Below are 15,833 nucleotides of genomic sequence, written 5' to 3' on the forward strand. Positions count from 1 at the left end.
AACAATTCCGCGCTAGGCTCCCCCTCACACAAGGGGGAGCCTCGCCATGGAATTGATCGTTTTCTTCGTCGTGCTCGCCGTCCTGCTGCTGTGGGGCGTTGCGATTTACAACAAGCTGGTGCGCCTGCGCGCGCTGGTCCATGAGGCCTTTTCGGGCATCACAGTACAGCTGCGCCGCCGCGCCGACCTCATTCCAAACCTGGTCGAGACGGTGAAGGGCTATGCCAGCCACGAAAAGGAAACGCTCGAAAATGTCATCGCCCAACGCGGCAATGCGGTTAGCGCCAAGGGCGTCGAGGCGACCGCCGCTGCCGATGCCGCAATGACCGGCCTGCTCGGCAAGCTGATGGCGGTGGTCGAGGCCTATCCCGATCTCAAGGCCGACGAAAACTTCCGCAAGCTGCAGGACGAGCTGAGCTCGATCGAACACGACCTGCAGGCTTCGCGGCGCTATTACAACGCCACCGCGCGCGACCTGAACACCCGCATCCAGTCGGTGCCCGACAACATCATCGCAGGGCCGACCGGCTTCAAGACCGAGCCCTATTACGAGGATGCCGACGAAAGCATCCAGAGCGCGCCCAACGTCGACTTCGGCTAAGGGGTAGCCCGATGCGTGCGCTTCTCGCGGTCCTGATCGCGTTCCTGACGCTGTTCGCCTCGCCGGCAGCAGCGCAGGAGCGGATCCAGTCCTTCCACAGCAATCTCGACATCGAAGAGGACGGCACGCTAACCGTCACCGAAACCATTCGCGTGATGGTCGAAGGACGCCAGATCCGCCGCGGCATCTTTCGCGACCTGCCGACCCGCTACGAGCTTCCGAATGGCGGCAATGCGAAGGTCGGATTTACCTTTCTCGACGCCTCGCTCGACGGTCGCGACGTCCCGACCAAGCTGGAGCGCATGTCCAATGGCGTGCGCATCCGCATCGGCGATCCCGATGTACTCGTCAGCCATGGCAGCCACGCCTATCGCATCCGCTATTCGGTGCGCCGCGCGGTCGGCCACTTCGAAGACAAGCCAATGGACGAATTGTGGTGGAATGTCACCGGCGACGGCTGGGCCTTCCGCATCGACAAAGCGTCCGCGACCATCCGACTGCCCCAGAACGCGCGCTTCGGAGAATTGATCGGCTACACTGGAGAATATGGCTCGACGGAACAGGCCGCGCGGGTCGTGCGCAACGAGCCCGGCAATGCCAAGATCGAGACCACACGCACCCTGCGCCCGCGCGAAGGCTTCAGCATCGTCGCGACCTTTCCCAAGAATATCGTTGAGCCGCCGACCGAGCAGGAAAGGCTTGCCCGCACCATCGCCGACTACGCGCCGCCGGTCGCCGCATTTTTCGGCCTGTTGCTCGTCATCGCCTATTATGTCTGGGCCTACGTCCATGTCGGTCGCGATCCCAGGCCCGGCACGATTGTCCCCCTCTTCGCACCTCCAGACGGGATCACGCCCGCCGCTATTCGCTACGCCATCAAGCGGAAGATGGACCATCGCGGATTCGCGGCGGCGCTGGTGGACGCCGGCGTGCGCGGCCACGTCACGCTCGAACAGGATGGCGGCGGCTTCCTATCCAAGGGGAAAATGAAGATCCGCCGCAACTCGCTCGATGCCCGGCAGCCGCTCGACCCAGCCGAGGAGCGCATGCTTTCCAAGTTGGTCGCCTCGGGCGAGACGCTGGAAATGGATAACGAGAACCACAGCAAATTTTCCAAGGCGCTTGGCACGCTCGACAAGCATTACAAGAAGATATTCGAGGGCAAGGCCTTCCACCGCAACTATGGCTGGGCCTTCGCGGGCCTGCTGACACTGATCGGCGCGCTCGCGCTCGTGGCCGCCGCGATCGTCTGGTCCGAAGACCTCGTCAGCCCGCTCATCCCGATGATTACCGTCGCGCTCCTCCTGATCGCGGTGCTGCTCATGGCCGGCGCGCCCGACAAGGGTCAGCCCGGCCGCAAGCTCATCCTCGGCCTCGGCATCTTCGCCGCGCTGATCGCGGGCGTGATGTCGCTCGGCATGCTCCCGATGGCCTTCGTCGGCGGCGGCGCGGTCATGATCATGCTGGTCCTGCTGCCTGCGACGATCATCGTCATCTCCGGCTTCATCTGGCTGGACGCGCCGACCGCCTCGGGCCGCGCGCTGCTCGACCGGATCGCCGGCTTCAAACAATATCTCTCGACCACCGAAGGCAAGCGCTTCGACCGTATGCAGCGCCCGGGCGAAGACCTGTCGCTGTTCGAACGCTATCTCCCCTATGCCATCGCGCTGGGCGTGGAAAATCAATGGGCGGAGAAATTCGAAAGCGCACTCGCCGCGGCCGCCAAGGACCCGACCCGCGACCAGGGCTTCACCTGGTATTCGGGCAGCCACGATGTCTGGCACAACCCGACGGGCTTCACCACGGCGGTCGGCGCCAGCCTCGCCAGCTCGATCAGCTCGGCCTCGACCGCGCCCGGCTCGTCGAGCGGCTCGGGCGGGGGCGGTTTCTCCGGCGGTGGCGGTGGCGGTGGTGGAGGCGGCGGCTGGTAATCAGCCCGTGTAGGACCGCTTCAGCACGTCGATTTTTTCATTCTCGTCGAGGTCGCTGCGCTGGACGAGGTCAAAGCCGAGCTTTTCGGCCAGCTTGAACGAAGCCGCATTGCCAGGCGAGATCATCGCCCAGATATCGCGCTTGAGGTTCGCATCGGCCCATTCGAGCGCGGCCCGGCACGCCTCGCCCGCTACACCCTTACCGTGCACGTCCTTGCCGAAGATCCAGCCCATTTCGGGCTGCCCGTCCCAGATAGGCTCGATCCCGCGCTGCGCGTCGAAGAAGCCGCAATTTCCGACCACGCGGCCGTCATATTCGACCATCCAGCCTCCATAGCCCAGCACGCTCCACATCCCGACCGACGAGATGACGCGCCGCCAGTGGTCGGAACGCGACATGGGCGGCCCTAGAAACTCTTGCACTTCGGGTTGCGCCATGATCGCTTCATGCGCAGCAAAATCCTCCGCGACGAAGCCGCGAAGGATCAAGCGTTCTGTGCGAATGGTCGGGGCGGGATGATCCGCCACGAGCCCCATTACTTCTTGGTCGAAAGCGACGAAAGGCCGCCGAACTTCTTGTTGAAGCGCTCGACACGGCCCCCCTGGGCTGCCTTGCGGCTGCCACCGGTCCAGGCCGGGTGCGATTTCGGGTCGATGTCGAGGTGCAGCGTGTCGCCTTCCGAACCCCACGTCGAGCGGGTTTCGAAGGTGCTGCCGTCGGTCATTTCGACCTTGATCATATGGTAATCGGGATGGGTATCGTTTTTCATCGTCTTTTCCTGTGTTTAGGCTGGTTTCCGACCAGCCCCATGAGGATCGAAGCGCGCCCTAGCGAAAAGCCTTCTGCTTGACAAGCAAAAGCTCCCCGGAATAGCGCTCGCCACAGGAACGAGGTTTCGCCCCTGTAGTGGGGGCGGCGAAGAGGGAAGCCGGCGAACATCCGGCGCTGTGCCCGCAACTGTGATCCGCGCATGAGCCGCAGAGAGCCAGATACCGACCCCGATCCGTCGTCCGTTCCGGCTGCCGGGGTCAGCGGCGGGGCGTGGATCGGCATGGGCGCGATGCGTCCGTCCTTTCCGCCGTGACGACTTGTCACGGATGAAAGGAAAAACCCATGTTCGATCTCCCCCCTATCGACGCCGAATTCCCGGACGAGAAAATCGTCATTACCGCCTCCCGCGACGAGGTGGACGCCGACGCGACAAGCGACGCGATCAGCCTGCTCGAGCCCGAAACGCTCGACCAGCTCGGCGAAGCGCGCGTCGTGCCCCTGCTGCGGCTTCTTCCCTCGGTCGCGTTGGCCGAGACGGGTCCCGCCGGCACCCAGGCGCAGGTCCGTATCCGCGGCGCCGAAGCCAGCCACACCTTGCTGTTCATCGACGGCATCAAGGCCAACGATCCTGCCGCAGGAAACGAGGCGCGTTTCGAATTGCTCGGCGATAGCGCGGGCGATGCGCTCGAATTGAAGCGCGGGCCGCAGTCCGCCTTGTGGGGCGCCGAGGCCATTGGCGGTGTCGTAGCCCTGCGGAGTGCAGCGGCGGAGGCCCGCAGCGTGTCGGCCTTTGGCGAATATGGCAGCGACGACTTCCAGCGTCTCTCGTCCCGCTTCGCAGCCGGCGGCGAAACCGGCCAGCTCGTCGCCGCCGTCGGCTATCAACGCAGCGACGGCATCGACAGCTTCGGCGATGGAGGCGAAAAGGACGGATATTCGCTGTTCACCGCGCGTGTTGCGGGCGAGCTCGACCTTTCCACCGGCATCACGCTCGAAACCTCGGGCTTCGCGATCGACGGCAAGAGCGAATTTGACGGGTTCGATCCGGTCTTCTTCACCCGCGCCGACACGGACGACGAAACCGACAACCGCCTCGCCGCGGGCCGCGTCGGCCTCTCTTTGACCGATATCGGGGTGGATCGCGCCCGGTTCGGCATTTCCTATCTCGACAGCCAGAACATCAATTTCACCGACGGCGCCGAGACCAATCGGACCGCCGCCGACCGACTAACGGTCAATGCCCAGCTGGCCGAAGATATCGGCAACTTCACGCTGATCTCCGCGGTCGACCACGAGGCCGAAGACTTCGAGGCCGACGATGTCGCCTTCGGTGGCCTCACGCGGCAGGACGTGTCGCGCGAGCGCACCGGCATCCTGGCCGAGGCCCGTTGGACCCACGATCGGCTCACCGCCGACATTGCCGTCCGTCATGACATGTTCGAAGGCAGCAGCAACGCGACGAGCATTTCGGGCGGCCTGCTCTACGCGCTGGACGACCGCTTCTCGCTTTTTGCCAATTATGGCGAGGGGATCGCGCAGCCCAGCTTCTACGACCTGTTCGGCTTCTTTCCGGGCAGCTTCGTCGGCAATCCGCAAGTAAAGCCGGAGCGCTCGCGCGGCGGCGACATTGGCGTGCGATACGCCGACGACCGACTGTCCGGCGCAGTGACGATCTTCCACCAGCGGCTCGACAACGAAATTGTCTCGATTTTCGACGGGATCAACTTCACGTCGTCGGTCATCAACGCGCAGGGCAAGAGCGATCGCTGGGGCGTTGAGGTCGAGGCCGGCGCACGACTGTCCGATGCGCTGAGCGTATCCGCCAACTATAGTTATCTCGACGCGGACGAGCCGGATGTCTCGGGCGCGGATTTGGCGGAAACCCGACGCCCCAGGCACCGCGCGGCAATCCATGCCACCGGAAACGTCGACCGCCTCTCCTACGGCGCCAGCCTCGCCATCGTCGGCGCTCGCGATGATGTCGACTTCGACCTTTGGCCCGCCAGCCGCGTGACACTCGACAGCTATGCACTGCTGTCCGCGCGGATCGGATACAGGCTCAATGACACGCTCGAACTCAACGTCCGCGGGACCAACCTTACGGACAGCGATTATCAGGACGTGGTCGGTTACAACACCCAAGGGAGGGCGGTCTTTGCCGGCATTCGCATCACTGGCTAGCGCCGCGCTCGCGGCAGGCAAAATTGCGAGTCTCGACCTGTGCGCGGACGAGTATCTGCTGCTGCTTGCACCGCGCGAGCGCATTGCCAGCGTCAGTCACTTGGCCGACGACGAACGCGACAATGCGCTGAGCGAACGGGCGCGCGGCATCCCCGCCAATCGCGGCTCGCTCGAAAGCCTGCTGGCAAGCGACGCGAAGATCCTGCTGACGACGCGGCCGCTGGGCCGGTTCGACCGCGACCTCGCAGCGCGGCTCGGCATGCGCGTCGTCATGCTCGATTCATCGTCGCCCGAGCGAGTCTCGCAAACGGTCGATCGGGTCGCCGCGCTCGCCGACAATGAAAGCGCTGCGCGGGCATGGCAGTCGCGTTACGCTGCCCTTAGGGCGAACGCCCCTGCCTCGCGCAGATCGGCGCTGTGGATCGGGGTTGGAGGGATCGGCATGTCACCCCAGTCCGCTGCGGCGCAGTGGCTCGGCTATGCCGGAGTGCGCCCGGTCCTCGCGGCACCGGGCCTCAGCCGGGTCGAGCAGGTCGTGACCTCCAACGCGCCGATCATCCTGCGCAGTCGCTACGATGCCGGCAGCTATTCGCAAGCCGCCTCCTATCTCGACCATCCGCTGGTCAAGCGAGCGGGGCGTCGGCAGATCGCAGTGGACGGTCGGCGTTTCACCTGTTCGGGCCCGTTGCTGCTCGACGAAATCGAACGATTGAAACGGCGCTTGGCGCAATGAGGATCGCGCTTGCCCTCTTCGGTTTCGCGCTCGTCGTCGCGCATCTCTTGTTGCCGACCACGCTACTCGAACGACCCGAGCTCGCACAGCTCATCCTGGTCGAACTGCGCCTGCCACGGACGCTCCTCGCCATCGGCTACGGTTTGTCGCTCGGCATGGCAGGCGCGGTGTTGCAAGCCATCTTTGCCAATCCCCTCGCCTCGCCCGACATCACCGGTGCGAGCGCCGGCGGCGCGCTGGGCGCGGTCACCGTGGCCTATGTGCTGGGTTTGTCGGGCGCGGTCGCGATGGCGGTCGGCGGCGCCATCGGCGCCGGCGCGGCGCTCGTCCTACTGTTCCTCGTAGCAGGGCGTGGGGCCGATCCAGCGCGCCTCCTGCTGGCGGGCCTCGCCATCGCGCTTGCTGCTGGGTCGGCAACCGCGCTGATGCTCGCGCTCGCCCCCTCGCCTTACGCCTTCTACGACGCGTGGCGCTGGTTGATGGGAAGTCTCGTCGACCGGTCGCGGGGCCAGGCCGCCGCCGCGCTCGTGCCTGCCATGATTGCCTGCTTTTTCCTTTGGCGTGACCGCAGGGCCTACGACCTCATCGCGCTCGGTGACGACGTGCTTGCATCGCTCGGTGTCGACCCCCGTCGCCTCGCCAATCGCACGATGTTCCTCGCGGCCATCGCCACGGGCGCGTGCGTGGCGCTATGCGGCGCGATCGGCTTCGTCGGTCTCATTGCCCCGATCATCGCCCGTCATCTGACACGCGGACATCCTGGCCGCGCCATCCTGCCTGCCGGACTATTGGGGGCCGGTGTTTTACTGTTCGCCGATCTTGTCGTGCGTTTTGCCCCGGCGGGCCGCGACATTCCCATCGGGGTCATCACCAGCCTCATCGGCACACCCATCTTCATTTTCGTGCTGGCGCGGCTGCCGCGGGGAAGCCGCGCATGACGGCTACCTTCACCTCACTTTCCTTGGAGATGCGGCTCGAGCCTACCGACCTCAAGCTGGCAGACGGCGCCTTCGTGGCGCTGGTCGGCCCGAACGGCAGCGGCAAGACCAGCCTGCTCCATGCCATGGCAGGGATCGCAGGCGATGCCACGGCACGGACCATCGACGGCGAACCGGTACCACAGGGCCAGCCCGCGCGGCGCGCGCGGCTCATCGGTTTGATGCCCGCCAATCGCGCGCTGGCCTGGCCGATCCCCGTCCGCGATCTCCTGTCGCTGTCGCCCGTCCCGGTCGATCCGGAGCGGGTCGCGAGCCTCGTCAAGCGCCTTGAACTAACCGACCTGATCGATCGCCCCGCAAACGCCTTGTCGACCGGCGAACGCGCACGCGTCTTCCTTGCCCGCACGTTGGCCAGTCGCCCGCGCCTGCTGCTCCTCGACGAGCCGCTCGCCAATCTCGACCCCTATTGGGCGCTGTCGATCGTCGATCTGCTGCGTGAGGAAGCGCGCGGCGGCACGATGATCGTCACGGCGATGCACGACTTCGCGCTCGCGCGGCGGTTCGACCGCATGCTTCTGATGCACGAAGGGCGGCTCGCGCTTGACGGGCCGTCCTCCGAAACAATGCGCAAAGAGCGCTTCGCGAATATCTTCCGCCTTGCGCCCGAGGGCGAAGGCTGGCGCCCGGCCTAGGCTTCGGGCGGGTCCGCAATCATCGCAGTGAACTGCACTTCACAGGTCGTCTCGCCATTCACCGACGCCTTGCCGGCAAACTTGCAGATCGCACGGCGCATCTGGACGATCTCGACATCGAGCTGGAGCAGGCAGCCCGGTTCGACCGGCTTCCTGAACTTCGCATTCTCGATCGCCATAAAATAGACCAGCTTGCCAGACCCTGCGAGGTCCATGCTCTCGACCGCGAGCACGCCCGCCGCCTGCGCCAGCGCCTCCACCTGGAGGACACCGGGCATGATCGGGCGACCGGGAAAATGCCCTTGGAAGAACTCCTCGTTCATGCTTACCGCCTTGATAGCGGTGATCGATTCATCCTTCGTGATGCGCTCGACCCGGTCGACGAGCAGCATCGGGTAGCGGTGCGGCAGCGCCGCCATCACCTTGGTGACGTCGAGCGGACCGAGGGTGGCGGCGCCGTCGCTCATGGGGCTTAGCGACCCGCCGGTGGGGTCTGCTGCTGCGCGGGCTGCTGCGGCGCCGGCGCGGTCGTGGCGATCGTCGTCAGGCGACGGTTTACCTCGGCCATCACGTCGGCTGTGATGTCGATCGCGGGCGAGTGCATCAGCGCCTGCTGCTCGTCCATGACGATGTGCGCGCCACGCGCCTGCATCACGGTCTGGACAGCGGGCTGGTAGGCCGCGCTGAACTGCTGCGAAACATAGGCGCTGTTGCGCTGCAGGGTCTGGCGACGGCCAGTGATCTCCTGCGTCGCGGCGCGGCGCGAGGCTTCGAACTGCTGGACGCGCTGCTGCAGGGCAGCCGACGGCTCGGCACCGTTGAGCGCGTTGATCTCGGCCTGGATCGCCTGGCCGCTGGCTTCGAGCGGGGTGGCGAGCTCGCTTTCACGCGCGGCGATGGCATCGGCCTGCGCCTTGAGCTGCGCGGCGGCGGTCACGCACGCGGTGCATTCGGCACCGACACGCTGGCTGTCGACAATCGCGATCTTGGCTTCGGGGAGCGCCTGCGCCTGTGCGGCGGCGGGCAGGATGACGGTACTGGCGGCAAGCGCCGCGGCAAACATGGTCTTCATTAGAATTGGGTTCCTACATTGAAGGAGAAGAGTTTGGGATCGTCGCCCTCCTGGGTCACGATCGCCTTGGCGATGTCGAGGCGCAGCGGACCAAAGGGGCTGACCCAGTTGACGCCGACACCGACCGAAACACGCGGGCTGATGCTGTCGCCGAGGAAAAATTCCCGGAAGCCCGCGGAACGGAAATAGTCGCCTTCGGCACCCGGACAATCGGATGCAGGCGGGAGATAGAGGATGGCCTGCTCAGGATTGTCCGCGGCAGGATTACAAATGACGCCGATATTGTTGAGGATCGGCGTGTCGAGCCCCCAGACCGACGCGACGTCGACATAGGCCGAGGGACGCAGGCCAAAGCTGCGCGCACCCTCGCCGAGCGGGATTTCGAGCTCGACGCGGCCGAGATAATAGCCACGACCGCCCAACGCGTTGCGCTCGAGCGCGGCATCTTCGAGAAGATTGCCCTCAAGGTCGTACGGAACACGGCGCACGCGCGGTCCGATACCGCGAATGTCAAACCCGCGAACGGTCGGGCCGAAGAAGCGATCCGACAGGCGGATGTCGTCAATGCCCTCGAGGCCGTTATCCTCGAACGGATGGATGTAGCCACCCTCCGCGGTCAGCGAGAGAATGAACTCGTTGCCGAGGTTGAAGAACTGCGCGGCGTTGGCAGTGCTGCGAAGATATTTCACATCGCCGCCCAGGCCCGCAAAGTCCTGGCTGAGCGAGGCACGGAAGCCGCGCGTCGCGCGAATGCCGTCCGTGTTGTTGAAGGCGATGGTGTAGCCGATGGCCGAGGTCAGTCGATCGCCCAGTTCGTTACACAGATAGGTACCCGCACGGACCGGGTCGCACTCCAGATTGCCGTCGCCGTCGAGATCGGTGAAGAACAGCTCCTCATCGAGTGTGATTTCCGAGTTTTCGAGACGATAGCGGAAGCCGGCCGAGAAATATTCGGTCACCGGGAAGCCGAGCCGCAGCCCGCCACCGGTCGTCAGCTGGCCATAGGTCTCGCGTCGTTCGTTGCCGACGAAGCTGAAGCTGTTGAAGTCGCGGCGATAGATGTCGCCGCCGAGCAGGATGTTGCGGCCGCCGAAATAGGGTTCGACAAAGCCGAGGCTGACCGACTTGGAGTAACGCGAATAGCTCGCGCCCGCAGACAGCTGCTGGCCCTTGCCCATGAAGTTGCGCTGAGCAATCGACGCGGAGAAAAGCAGTCGCTCGATGCTCGAATAGCCCGCCGACAGCTGGATTTCGCCGGTCGGACGTTCTTCGAGATCGACCGCCAATGCGATCCGGTCGTCGCCGACGCGCGTCTGCGTGATTTCCAGCTCTTCCTGGAAGAAGCCGAGCGATTTGATGCGGTCTTCCGAACGCTTGATCTGCGCAGCGTTAAAGGGGTCACCTTCGGCGAGGCGCAATTCGCGGCGAATGACCTTGTCGCGGGTCGTCGTATTGCCGTTGATGTCGACGCGGTCGATGTAAACGCGCGGTGTCTCGGCCAGCACGAAAGAAATGTCGATCGTCAAATCTTCGGCATTACGCTGATAGTCCGGCGACACGTCCGAGAAAGCGTAGCCGCGAAGGCCGGCAATCTCGCTGAAGCGCGTGACCGTATTTTCCACCGCTTCGGCGTTGAACCAGTCGCCGCTGGTCAGCCCGATGGCCGGCTGCAGGCGCTCGGACGGAAGATCGCGAATGTCGCTTTCGACGCTCAGGTCGCCAAATTTGTAGCGCGGACCTTCCTCCACGATGAAGGTAAGGACGAAATCCTCGCGGTCGGGCGTCAATTCGGCCTGCGCGTTGACGACGCGGAAATCGGCATAGCCTTCGGTCAGGTAGAAGGCGCGCAGCTTTTCCTGGTCCGCGGCGAGACGATCGGCGTCATAGGCGTCGTTCGACTTCATGAAGCCAAGCAGGCCACCCGCCTCGCGGCTGAAGATTTCCTTGCGCAGCTTCTTGTCGGAAAAGGCTTCGTTACCGATGAAGTTGATCTGGCGAATCTTCGACTTTTCGCCCTCGCTAATCTCGAAGATCAAATCGACGCGGTTCTGGTCGAGCTGCACGATCTTGGGCTCGACAACCGCGGCAAAGCGGCCCTCGCGCTTGTAAAGTTCGACGATGCGATCGACGTCGGCACGCACGGCCGAACGGGTGAAGATCTGGCGCGGTGCGAGCTGGATTTCCGGCTCGATCTTGTCGTCCTTGAGCTTCTTGTTGCCCTCGAGGACGATGCGGTTGATGACCGGGTTTTCCTGAACGACGATCACGATGTTGCCAGTGTCGGCGCCGGTGATCTGCACGTCCGCGAACAGCTGCGTGTCGTAGAGCGCCTTAAGCGCGCGATCGAGGTCGCGCCCGGTATAGGTTTGGCCCGGCTGCAGGTTGGCGTAGGCGAAAACGGTCTCGCGCTCGATACGCTCGGCACCCGCGACGTTGAGCGACCGGATAACCTGCTCCACCGGCTGCGGCGCGGTCAGCTGCGCTTCTTCGGCGGCTTCGCCCTCGGGCATCACGATCGGATCGGGGATTGTCGTGTCCTGCGCGAAAGCGGGGAAGGTCCCGCCCAGCATGGTTCCGACCAGCAGCATGGCACCCGTCCGGCGCACTCGGTTCTTGTTCAAAATCACGCGTTCCCGCCCTTGTCCTGATGGCACTTCACACAGCACTGCTGTGCCCTGAAATAATTCGTCCACCCCACTGCCCGAATGAGACTAGCCAATCAAGCGCTGCAACCGTTCACCGACGCCAAAAGACGATAAGTCGTTGAACGTAGTGAAAATGATGAGCGCAGCGATGAGCGACAGGCCGACCCGATACCCCCATTCCTGGACGCGAGCGCTGGCGGGTTTCCGCCGGATCGCCTCGTAGGCGTAGAAGGCCAGGTGACCACCATCGAGCATGGGAACTGGCAGAAGGTTGATGAAGCCAAGATTAATCGAGAGGAAGGCGAGTAACGAAACAAACTCGTAAAATCCGAGACTTGCCTGCTGGCCCGAAACCTGCGCGATCTTCATCGGCCCGCCCAGCTCCTTGACCGACCGTTCGCCGACGACGATCTGGCGCAGCGCTTCAAGGATCATCGTAATCGTTTGCCACGTCGCATCGGCACCCGCGCCGATCGCCTCGATGGGGCCAAGCTGCTCGACCGTTTGCTCGGCGGTCACGCCCAGAAAGCCGATCCGCGCCTCCTGCCCGAACTCGTCTTCCTGCATGCGCACCGCGAACTTGCCCTCGACCGTCCGCTCCTCGCCCTCGCGAAGATAGTCGATGGTGACGTCCGCGCCCGGGCGAATGACGGCGTAACGTCGCAAATGCTCGAAAGAGGGGATCGCATCGTCGTTGATCGACACGATGACATCGCCCGGCTGCAGCCCCATTTCGGCGGCGGGCGTATCGTCGACGACCTCGGTGATCACCGTCTCGCTGTTGAGCTGCCCGAACGCCATGAAGAACGCGGCAAAGATCAGGATGGCGAGAATGAAGTTGGCGATCGGGCCGGCCAGCACGACCAGCGCGCGTTGCCAGAGCGGCTTGTTCTGGAAATGGGTCGGGTCGCCATCCTCGGGGTCGGGGCGCGAGGTCGGATCCATGTCGCCCGCAAGCTTGACGTAGCCGCCGAGTGGCAGCCAGCCGACCTGCCAGCTCGTCCCGCGCTTGTCGGTCCAGCCGGCAATTTTCTTGCCCAACCCGATCGAGAAAGTCTCGGCTCCGATGCCAAACATTCGTGCGACCGAATAATGGCCCAGTTCGTGGAAGAAGATTAGCGGCCCGAGCGCCAGCACGAAGGCGATCAGTATGAACCAGATTGGGGGCTGTTCAAGCATTACGCCGCCACCTGTAGCACAGACTGGGCGCGGTCCCGCGCCTTGGCGTCGATCTCGAGCACGTCCTCGATCGATTTGGGTGGCGACAGATCCGCGCTGTCGTCACGAACCCGCTCGACCGTCTGCGCGATCTCGCCGAAACCGATCTTGCCATCGAGGAAAGCGGCGACCGCCACCTCGTTGGCCGCGTTGAGCGTCGCCGGTGCCGCGCCGCCCGCTTCCAGCGCTTCGCGCGCCAGCCGCAGCGCTGGGAAGCGTTCGGGATCGGGCGCTTCGAAATCGAGCCGCGCGACGCTGGCAAGGTCGAGCCGTTCGCACGGCGTCGCCATGCGCTTTGGCCAGGCCAGCGTATGCGCGATGGGCACGCGCATGTCGGGTGCCCCCAGCTGCGCCAGCATCGACCCGTCCTCATATTCGACCAGGCTGTGGATGACCGACTGTGGATGGACGAGGATGTCGATCTTTTCCGACGGCAGCCCGAACAAATGATGCGCTTCGATCAGTTCGAGCCCCTTGTTCATCATCGTCGCGCTGTCGACCGAGATCTTGGCGCCCATCGACCAGTTGGGATGGGCGACCGCCTGCTCGGGCGTCATCTGCGCCATCTCGTCCAGGCTCTTGGTCCGGAACGGCCCACCCGAAGCGGTCAGCACCAGTCGCGAGATGCGGTCGCAATCCTGCCCCGTCAGGCATTGGAAGATCGCATTATGCTCGCTGTCGACCGGCAGGATTTCCGCGCCCGAACGCTTGGCGGCCGAAATCATCAGCTCGCCCGCCGCGACCAGCGACTCCTTGTTGGCCAGCGCCACCGTCTTGCCCGCCTCGACCGCGGCCATCACTGGCCCGAGCCCTGCGCAGCCGACGATCGATGCCATGATCCAGTCCGCCTCGCCCGCCGCAACCTCGCAGAGCGCTTGCTCTCCCGCACGCGCCTCGATCCCCGACCCGTCGAGCGCGGTTTCGAGCGCTTGCAGCAATGCATCGTCGGCGATCACGGCCGTCTTGGCTCCCACGTCACGCGCCTGCCTGGCCAGCAGGTCGACATTCGAGGCCGCGGTCAGCGCCTCGACCGAAAACCGGTCGCGCTCGCGCCCGATCAGGTCCAGCGTCGAGGTGCCGACCGAGCCGGTCGATCCGAGGATGGTGACGTGGCGCATTAAAGCCCTGCTCCGAAGTAGATGAGCGCGGTCAGCGCAGCGACGACCAGCAGCCCGTCGAGGCGGTCGAACACGCCGCCATGGCCCGGCAGCATCGTGCCGCTATCCTTGACCCCCGCGCGGCGCTTCATCCAGCTTTCGAACAGGTCGCCGCCCTGCGCTGCCGCGGCCATCGGCGCGCCAAGCATGTAGAGCATCGGCGGAAGCGCCGAGGCCCATGCCCACAGCCCGCCCAGCACCGCCGCCGCAACCATCCCGCCAATCAGGCCGGCGATGGTCTTGTTGGGACTGATCTTGGGCGCCAGCTTGGGCCCTCCGATGCTGCGTCCGGCAAAATAGGCCCCGATGTCGGTCGCCCAGGTGATGATGAACACCCACAGGACCAGCTCGAGCCCCTCTCCCCGCTCGCGCAAATATAACAATGCCAGCGCCGGCAGCAGGCAATAGACGAAACCCAACAGCATCCAGTGGACGCCCCAGTTTTTGGTGATTTTCGACCATTCCCAGTAAACCGCCGTTGCGACCGCCGCGACGAAGATCGCGAACAGGAAACCGCCGACATAGGTCACGCCCAAGGCCACTGCGATCATCGCGATCGCCGACACGATCCGGGTGGTCAGTTCATTCATCGCCCACCAAATCTCCGTTGCCGCTGCCCAAAGGCGCGGATGCATTCGTTGAATTCGTCCTCGCCGAAATCGGGCCACAGCGTGTCGATGAACATCAGTTCGGCATAGGCCGCCTGCCACATCAGGAAATTGCTCAATCGCTGTTCGCCGCTCGTCCGGATGACGAGATCGAGTTCGGGCAGGTCGGCGGTTTGCAGCGCGCTGTCGAGCGCGGCTTCGTCGATGCTGGCCGGATCGCGCCCTCCCGCCGCCACTGCCTCGGCAAGCCGCCGCGCGCCCGCCGCGATCTCGGCGCGGCTGCCATAGTTGAGCGCAATGACGAGATGAAGCTTGTCATTCTCCCGCGTCTTTTCTCGCGCCTTCTGAAGGCGATCCCAAAGGTCCGGACCGAAGCGGCTGGGATCGCCGATATAGTCGAGCCGGACCCCTTCCTTCGCCAATTCCTCAAGTTCGCGCTCGAGATAATAGCGCATCAGCCCCTTGAGATCGGAGACCTCTTTATCGCTGCGCCGCCAGTTTTCGGAGCTGAAGGCGTAAAGCGTCAGCGTGCCGACCCCCGCCTTCACCGCTGCTTTCAACGTCGCGCGAACCGCCTCGCCGCCCGCCTTGTGCCCGGCCGCGCGGGGCAATCCGCGACGCGCGGCCCAACGCCCGTTGCCATCCATGATGATGGCAACGTGCCTGGGTACGGCTCCTGAGCCAGTATCGGTCGCGGAAGCCGCGCCTTCGGGGGCGCGTGCGGCGCTCACTGGCCGAGGATTTCCTTTTCCTTGTTCGACGCGAGCGTGTCGATCTCGCCGACCTTTTCGTCGGTCAGCTTCTGAACCTCGGCTTCGAGACGCTTGCGCTCGTCTTCGCCAAATTCGTGGTCCTTCTCGTCCTTCTTGAGGTCGTCCATGCCGTCGCGACGCACGTTGCGAACGGCGACTTTCGCCTTCTCGGCATATTGGCCGACCAGCTTGGCGAGTTCCTTGCGGCGTTCTTCGGTCAGGTCGGGGATCGGCAGGCGGATGAGCTGGCCATCGGCGACCGGGTTGATGCCAAGGCCCGCGTTACGGATCGCCTTTTCGACATTGCCGATATTGCCCTTGTCCCACACCTGCACCGAGATCAGGCGCGGCTCCGGGACCGAGACGGTCGCCACCTGGTTCATCGGCATCATCGCGCCATAGACTTCGACCTGGATTGTATCGACCAAGCCGGTCGAGGCGCGCCCCGTACGAAGTCCTGCGAGATCGTGGCGAAGCGCCTCGATCGCGCCGTCCATACGGCGGGTCAGGTCGGATTTGTCATAGGCAGCCAT

At 64.5% G+C, this 15,833-nt stretch carries 16 protein-coding genes and 1 riboswitch; of the genes, 6 read left to right on the top strand and 10 right to left on the bottom strand.

Annotated elements, in window-relative coordinates:
* The first annotated feature begins 46 nt into the window (after positions 1 to 46).
* Together KTQ36_RS07695 and KTQ36_RS07700 are read left to right on the top strand one after the other, a co-directional pair.
* Complete coding sequence (locus KTQ36_RS07695) at positions 47 to 601, top strand: LemA family protein (RefSeq protein WP_218633103.1); 555 nt, start codon at positions 47 to 49, stop codon at positions 599 to 601.
* 11 nt (positions 602 to 612) lie between these two features.
* Positions 613 to 2,532 (top strand): DUF2207 domain-containing protein, encoded by a 1,920-nt coding sequence (locus KTQ36_RS07700; protein WP_218633104.1) that lies wholly within the window; start codon positions 613 to 615, stop codon positions 2,530 to 2,532.
* Here KTQ36_RS07700 and KTQ36_RS07705 read toward each other — a convergent pair whose 3' ends face one another.
* Positions 2,533 to 3,069 carry a GNAT family N-acetyltransferase gene (locus tag KTQ36_RS07705; RefSeq protein WP_218633105.1) on the bottom strand — a complete coding sequence of 179 codons (537 nt, stop codon included), beginning with the start codon at positions 3,067 to 3,069 and terminating at the stop codon, positions 2,533 to 2,535. It abuts the gene before it with no gap.
* On the bottom strand, positions 3,069 to 3,302 hold the full coding sequence (gene rpmE / locus KTQ36_RS07710) for a 50S ribosomal protein L31 (RefSeq protein ID WP_218633106.1): 234 nt from the start codon (positions 3,300 to 3,302) through the stop codon (positions 3,069 to 3,071). The genes KTQ36_RS07705 and rpmE overlap by 1 nt, the downstream gene beginning before the upstream one ends.
* Before the next feature lie 104 nt (positions 3,303 to 3,406).
* Positions 3,407 to 3,548, top strand: a riboswitch (cobalamin riboswitch).
* A gap of 98 nt (positions 3,549 to 3,646) precedes the next feature.
* Here rpmE and KTQ36_RS07715 point away from each other — a divergent pair.
* The 4 genes from KTQ36_RS07715 to KTQ36_RS07730 are packed head-to-tail and all read left to right on the top strand — an operon-like array spanning position 3,647 to position 7,848.
* Entirely contained in the window at positions 3,647 to 5,485 is a 1,839-nt protein-coding gene (locus KTQ36_RS07715) for a TonB-dependent receptor (protein WP_218633107.1), read from the top strand.
* Positions 5,460 to 6,218 carry an ABC transporter substrate-binding protein gene (locus KTQ36_RS07720; protein ID WP_218633108.1) on the top strand — a complete coding sequence of 253 codons (759 nt, stop codon included), beginning with the start codon at positions 5,460 to 5,462 and terminating at the stop codon, positions 6,216 to 6,218. Before KTQ36_RS07715 ends, KTQ36_RS07720 begins: the two co-directional genes overlap by 26 nt.
* Positions 6,215 to 7,156: a FecCD family ABC transporter permease gene (locus tag KTQ36_RS07725; protein WP_218633109.1), complete on the top strand. Its 942-nt coding sequence runs from the start codon at positions 6,215 to 6,217 to the stop codon at positions 7,154 to 7,156. Before KTQ36_RS07720 ends, KTQ36_RS07725 begins: the two co-directional genes overlap by 4 nt.
* Positions 7,153 to 7,848 (top strand): ABC transporter ATP-binding protein, encoded by a 696-nt coding sequence (locus KTQ36_RS07730; RefSeq protein WP_218633110.1) that lies wholly within the window; start codon positions 7,153 to 7,155, stop codon positions 7,846 to 7,848. The genes KTQ36_RS07725 and KTQ36_RS07730 overlap by 4 nt, the downstream gene beginning before the upstream one ends.
* Here KTQ36_RS07730 and fabZ read toward each other — a convergent pair.
* From fabZ to frr, 8 genes are all read right to left on the bottom strand, one after another.
* On the bottom strand, positions 7,845 to 8,315 hold the full coding sequence (gene fabZ / locus KTQ36_RS07735) for a 3-hydroxyacyl-ACP dehydratase FabZ (protein ID WP_218633111.1): 471 nt from the start codon (positions 8,313 to 8,315) through the stop codon (positions 7,845 to 7,847). The two genes, KTQ36_RS07730 and fabZ, sit on opposite strands and share 4 nt — an antisense overlap.
* 5 nt (positions 8,316 to 8,320) lie before the next feature.
* Positions 8,321 to 8,920: an OmpH/Skp family outer membrane protein gene (locus KTQ36_RS07740; protein ID WP_218633112.1), complete on the bottom strand. Its 600-nt coding sequence runs from the start codon at positions 8,918 to 8,920 to the stop codon at positions 8,321 to 8,323.
* Positions 8,920 to 11,547 (bottom strand): outer membrane protein assembly factor BamA, encoded by a 2,628-nt coding sequence (gene bamA / locus KTQ36_RS07745; RefSeq protein WP_345777686.1) that lies wholly within the window; start codon positions 11,545 to 11,547, stop codon positions 8,920 to 8,922. The genes KTQ36_RS07740 and bamA overlap by 1 nt, the downstream gene beginning before the upstream one ends.
* Positions 11,548 to 11,631: 84 nt before the next feature.
* Positions 11,632 to 12,744, bottom strand: a complete 1,113-nt coding sequence (gene rseP, locus KTQ36_RS07750) for an RIP metalloprotease RseP (protein ID WP_218633113.1) — start codon at positions 12,742 to 12,744, stop codon at positions 11,632 to 11,634.
* Positions 12,744 to 13,901, bottom strand: a complete 1,158-nt coding sequence (locus KTQ36_RS07755) for a 1-deoxy-D-xylulose-5-phosphate reductoisomerase (RefSeq protein WP_218633114.1) — start codon at positions 13,899 to 13,901, stop codon at positions 12,744 to 12,746. The genes rseP and KTQ36_RS07755 overlap by 1 nt, the downstream gene beginning before the upstream one ends.
* Positions 13,901 to 14,530 (bottom strand): phosphatidate cytidylyltransferase, encoded by a 630-nt coding sequence (locus tag KTQ36_RS07760; RefSeq protein WP_218633115.1) that lies wholly within the window; start codon positions 14,528 to 14,530, stop codon positions 13,901 to 13,903. Before KTQ36_RS07760 ends, KTQ36_RS07755 begins: the two co-directional genes overlap by 1 nt.
* Positions 14,527 to 15,279 carry a polyprenyl diphosphate synthase gene (gene uppS / locus KTQ36_RS07765; protein WP_345777687.1) on the bottom strand — a complete coding sequence of 251 codons (753 nt, stop codon included), beginning with the start codon at positions 15,277 to 15,279 and terminating at the stop codon, positions 14,527 to 14,529. The genes KTQ36_RS07760 and uppS overlap by 4 nt, the downstream gene beginning before the upstream one ends.
* A complete protein-coding gene (gene frr, locus KTQ36_RS07770) occupies positions 15,276 to 15,833 on the bottom strand; it encodes a ribosome recycling factor (protein WP_218633116.1) in 558 nt (185 codons plus the stop codon). The genes uppS and frr overlap by 4 nt, the downstream gene beginning before the upstream one ends.

The organism is Sphingomicrobium clamense, assembly GCF_019264355.1.
GTDB classification, from domain to species: Bacteria; Pseudomonadota; Alphaproteobacteria; order Sphingomonadales; family Sphingomonadaceae; genus Sphingomicrobium; species Sphingomicrobium clamense.

Excerpts from the sequence above, each read along its gene's own strand:
- KTQ36_RS07740 (WP_218633112.1), bottom strand. The coding sequence starts at position 8,920 with ATGAAGACCATGTTTGCCGCGGCGCTTGCCGCCAGTACCGTCATCCTG.
- KTQ36_RS07700 (WP_218633104.1), top strand. The coding sequence starts at position 613 with ATGCGTGCGCTTCTCGCGGTCCTGATCGCGTTCCTGACGCTGTTCGCC.
- KTQ36_RS07755 (WP_218633114.1), bottom strand. The coding sequence starts at position 13,901 with ATGCGCCACGTCACCATCCTCGGATCGACCGGCTCGGTCGGCACCTCG.
- fabZ (WP_218633111.1), bottom strand. The coding sequence starts at position 8,315 with ATGAGCGACGGCGCCGCCACCCTCGGTCCGCTCGACGTCACCAAGGTG.
- frr (WP_218633116.1), bottom strand. The coding sequence starts at position 15,833 with ATGGCTGCCTATGACAAATCCGACCTGACCCGCCGTATGGACGGCGCG.
- KTQ36_RS07760 (WP_218633115.1), bottom strand. The coding sequence starts at position 14,530 with ATGAATGAACTGACCACCCGGATCGTGTCGGCGATCGCGATGATCGCA.
- rpmE (WP_218633106.1), bottom strand. The coding sequence starts at position 3,302 with ATGAAAAACGATACCCATCCCGATTACCATATGATCAAGGTCGAAATG.
- KTQ36_RS07715 (WP_218633107.1), top strand. The coding sequence starts at position 3,647 with ATGTTCGATCTCCCCCCTATCGACGCCGAATTCCCGGACGAGAAAATC.
- KTQ36_RS07730 (WP_218633110.1), top strand. The coding sequence starts at position 7,153 with ATGACGGCTACCTTCACCTCACTTTCCTTGGAGATGCGGCTCGAGCCT.
- KTQ36_RS07725 (WP_218633109.1), top strand. The coding sequence starts at position 6,215 with ATGAGGATCGCGCTTGCCCTCTTCGGTTTCGCGCTCGTCGTCGCGCAT.
- KTQ36_RS07695 (WP_218633103.1), top strand. The coding sequence starts at position 47 with ATGGAATTGATCGTTTTCTTCGTCGTGCTCGCCGTCCTGCTGCTGTGG.
- rseP (WP_218633113.1), bottom strand. The coding sequence starts at position 12,744 with ATGCTTGAACAGCCCCCAATCTGGTTCATACTGATCGCCTTCGTGCTG.
- KTQ36_RS07705 (WP_218633105.1), bottom strand. The coding sequence starts at position 3,069 with ATGGGGCTCGTGGCGGATCATCCCGCCCCGACCATTCGCACAGAACGC.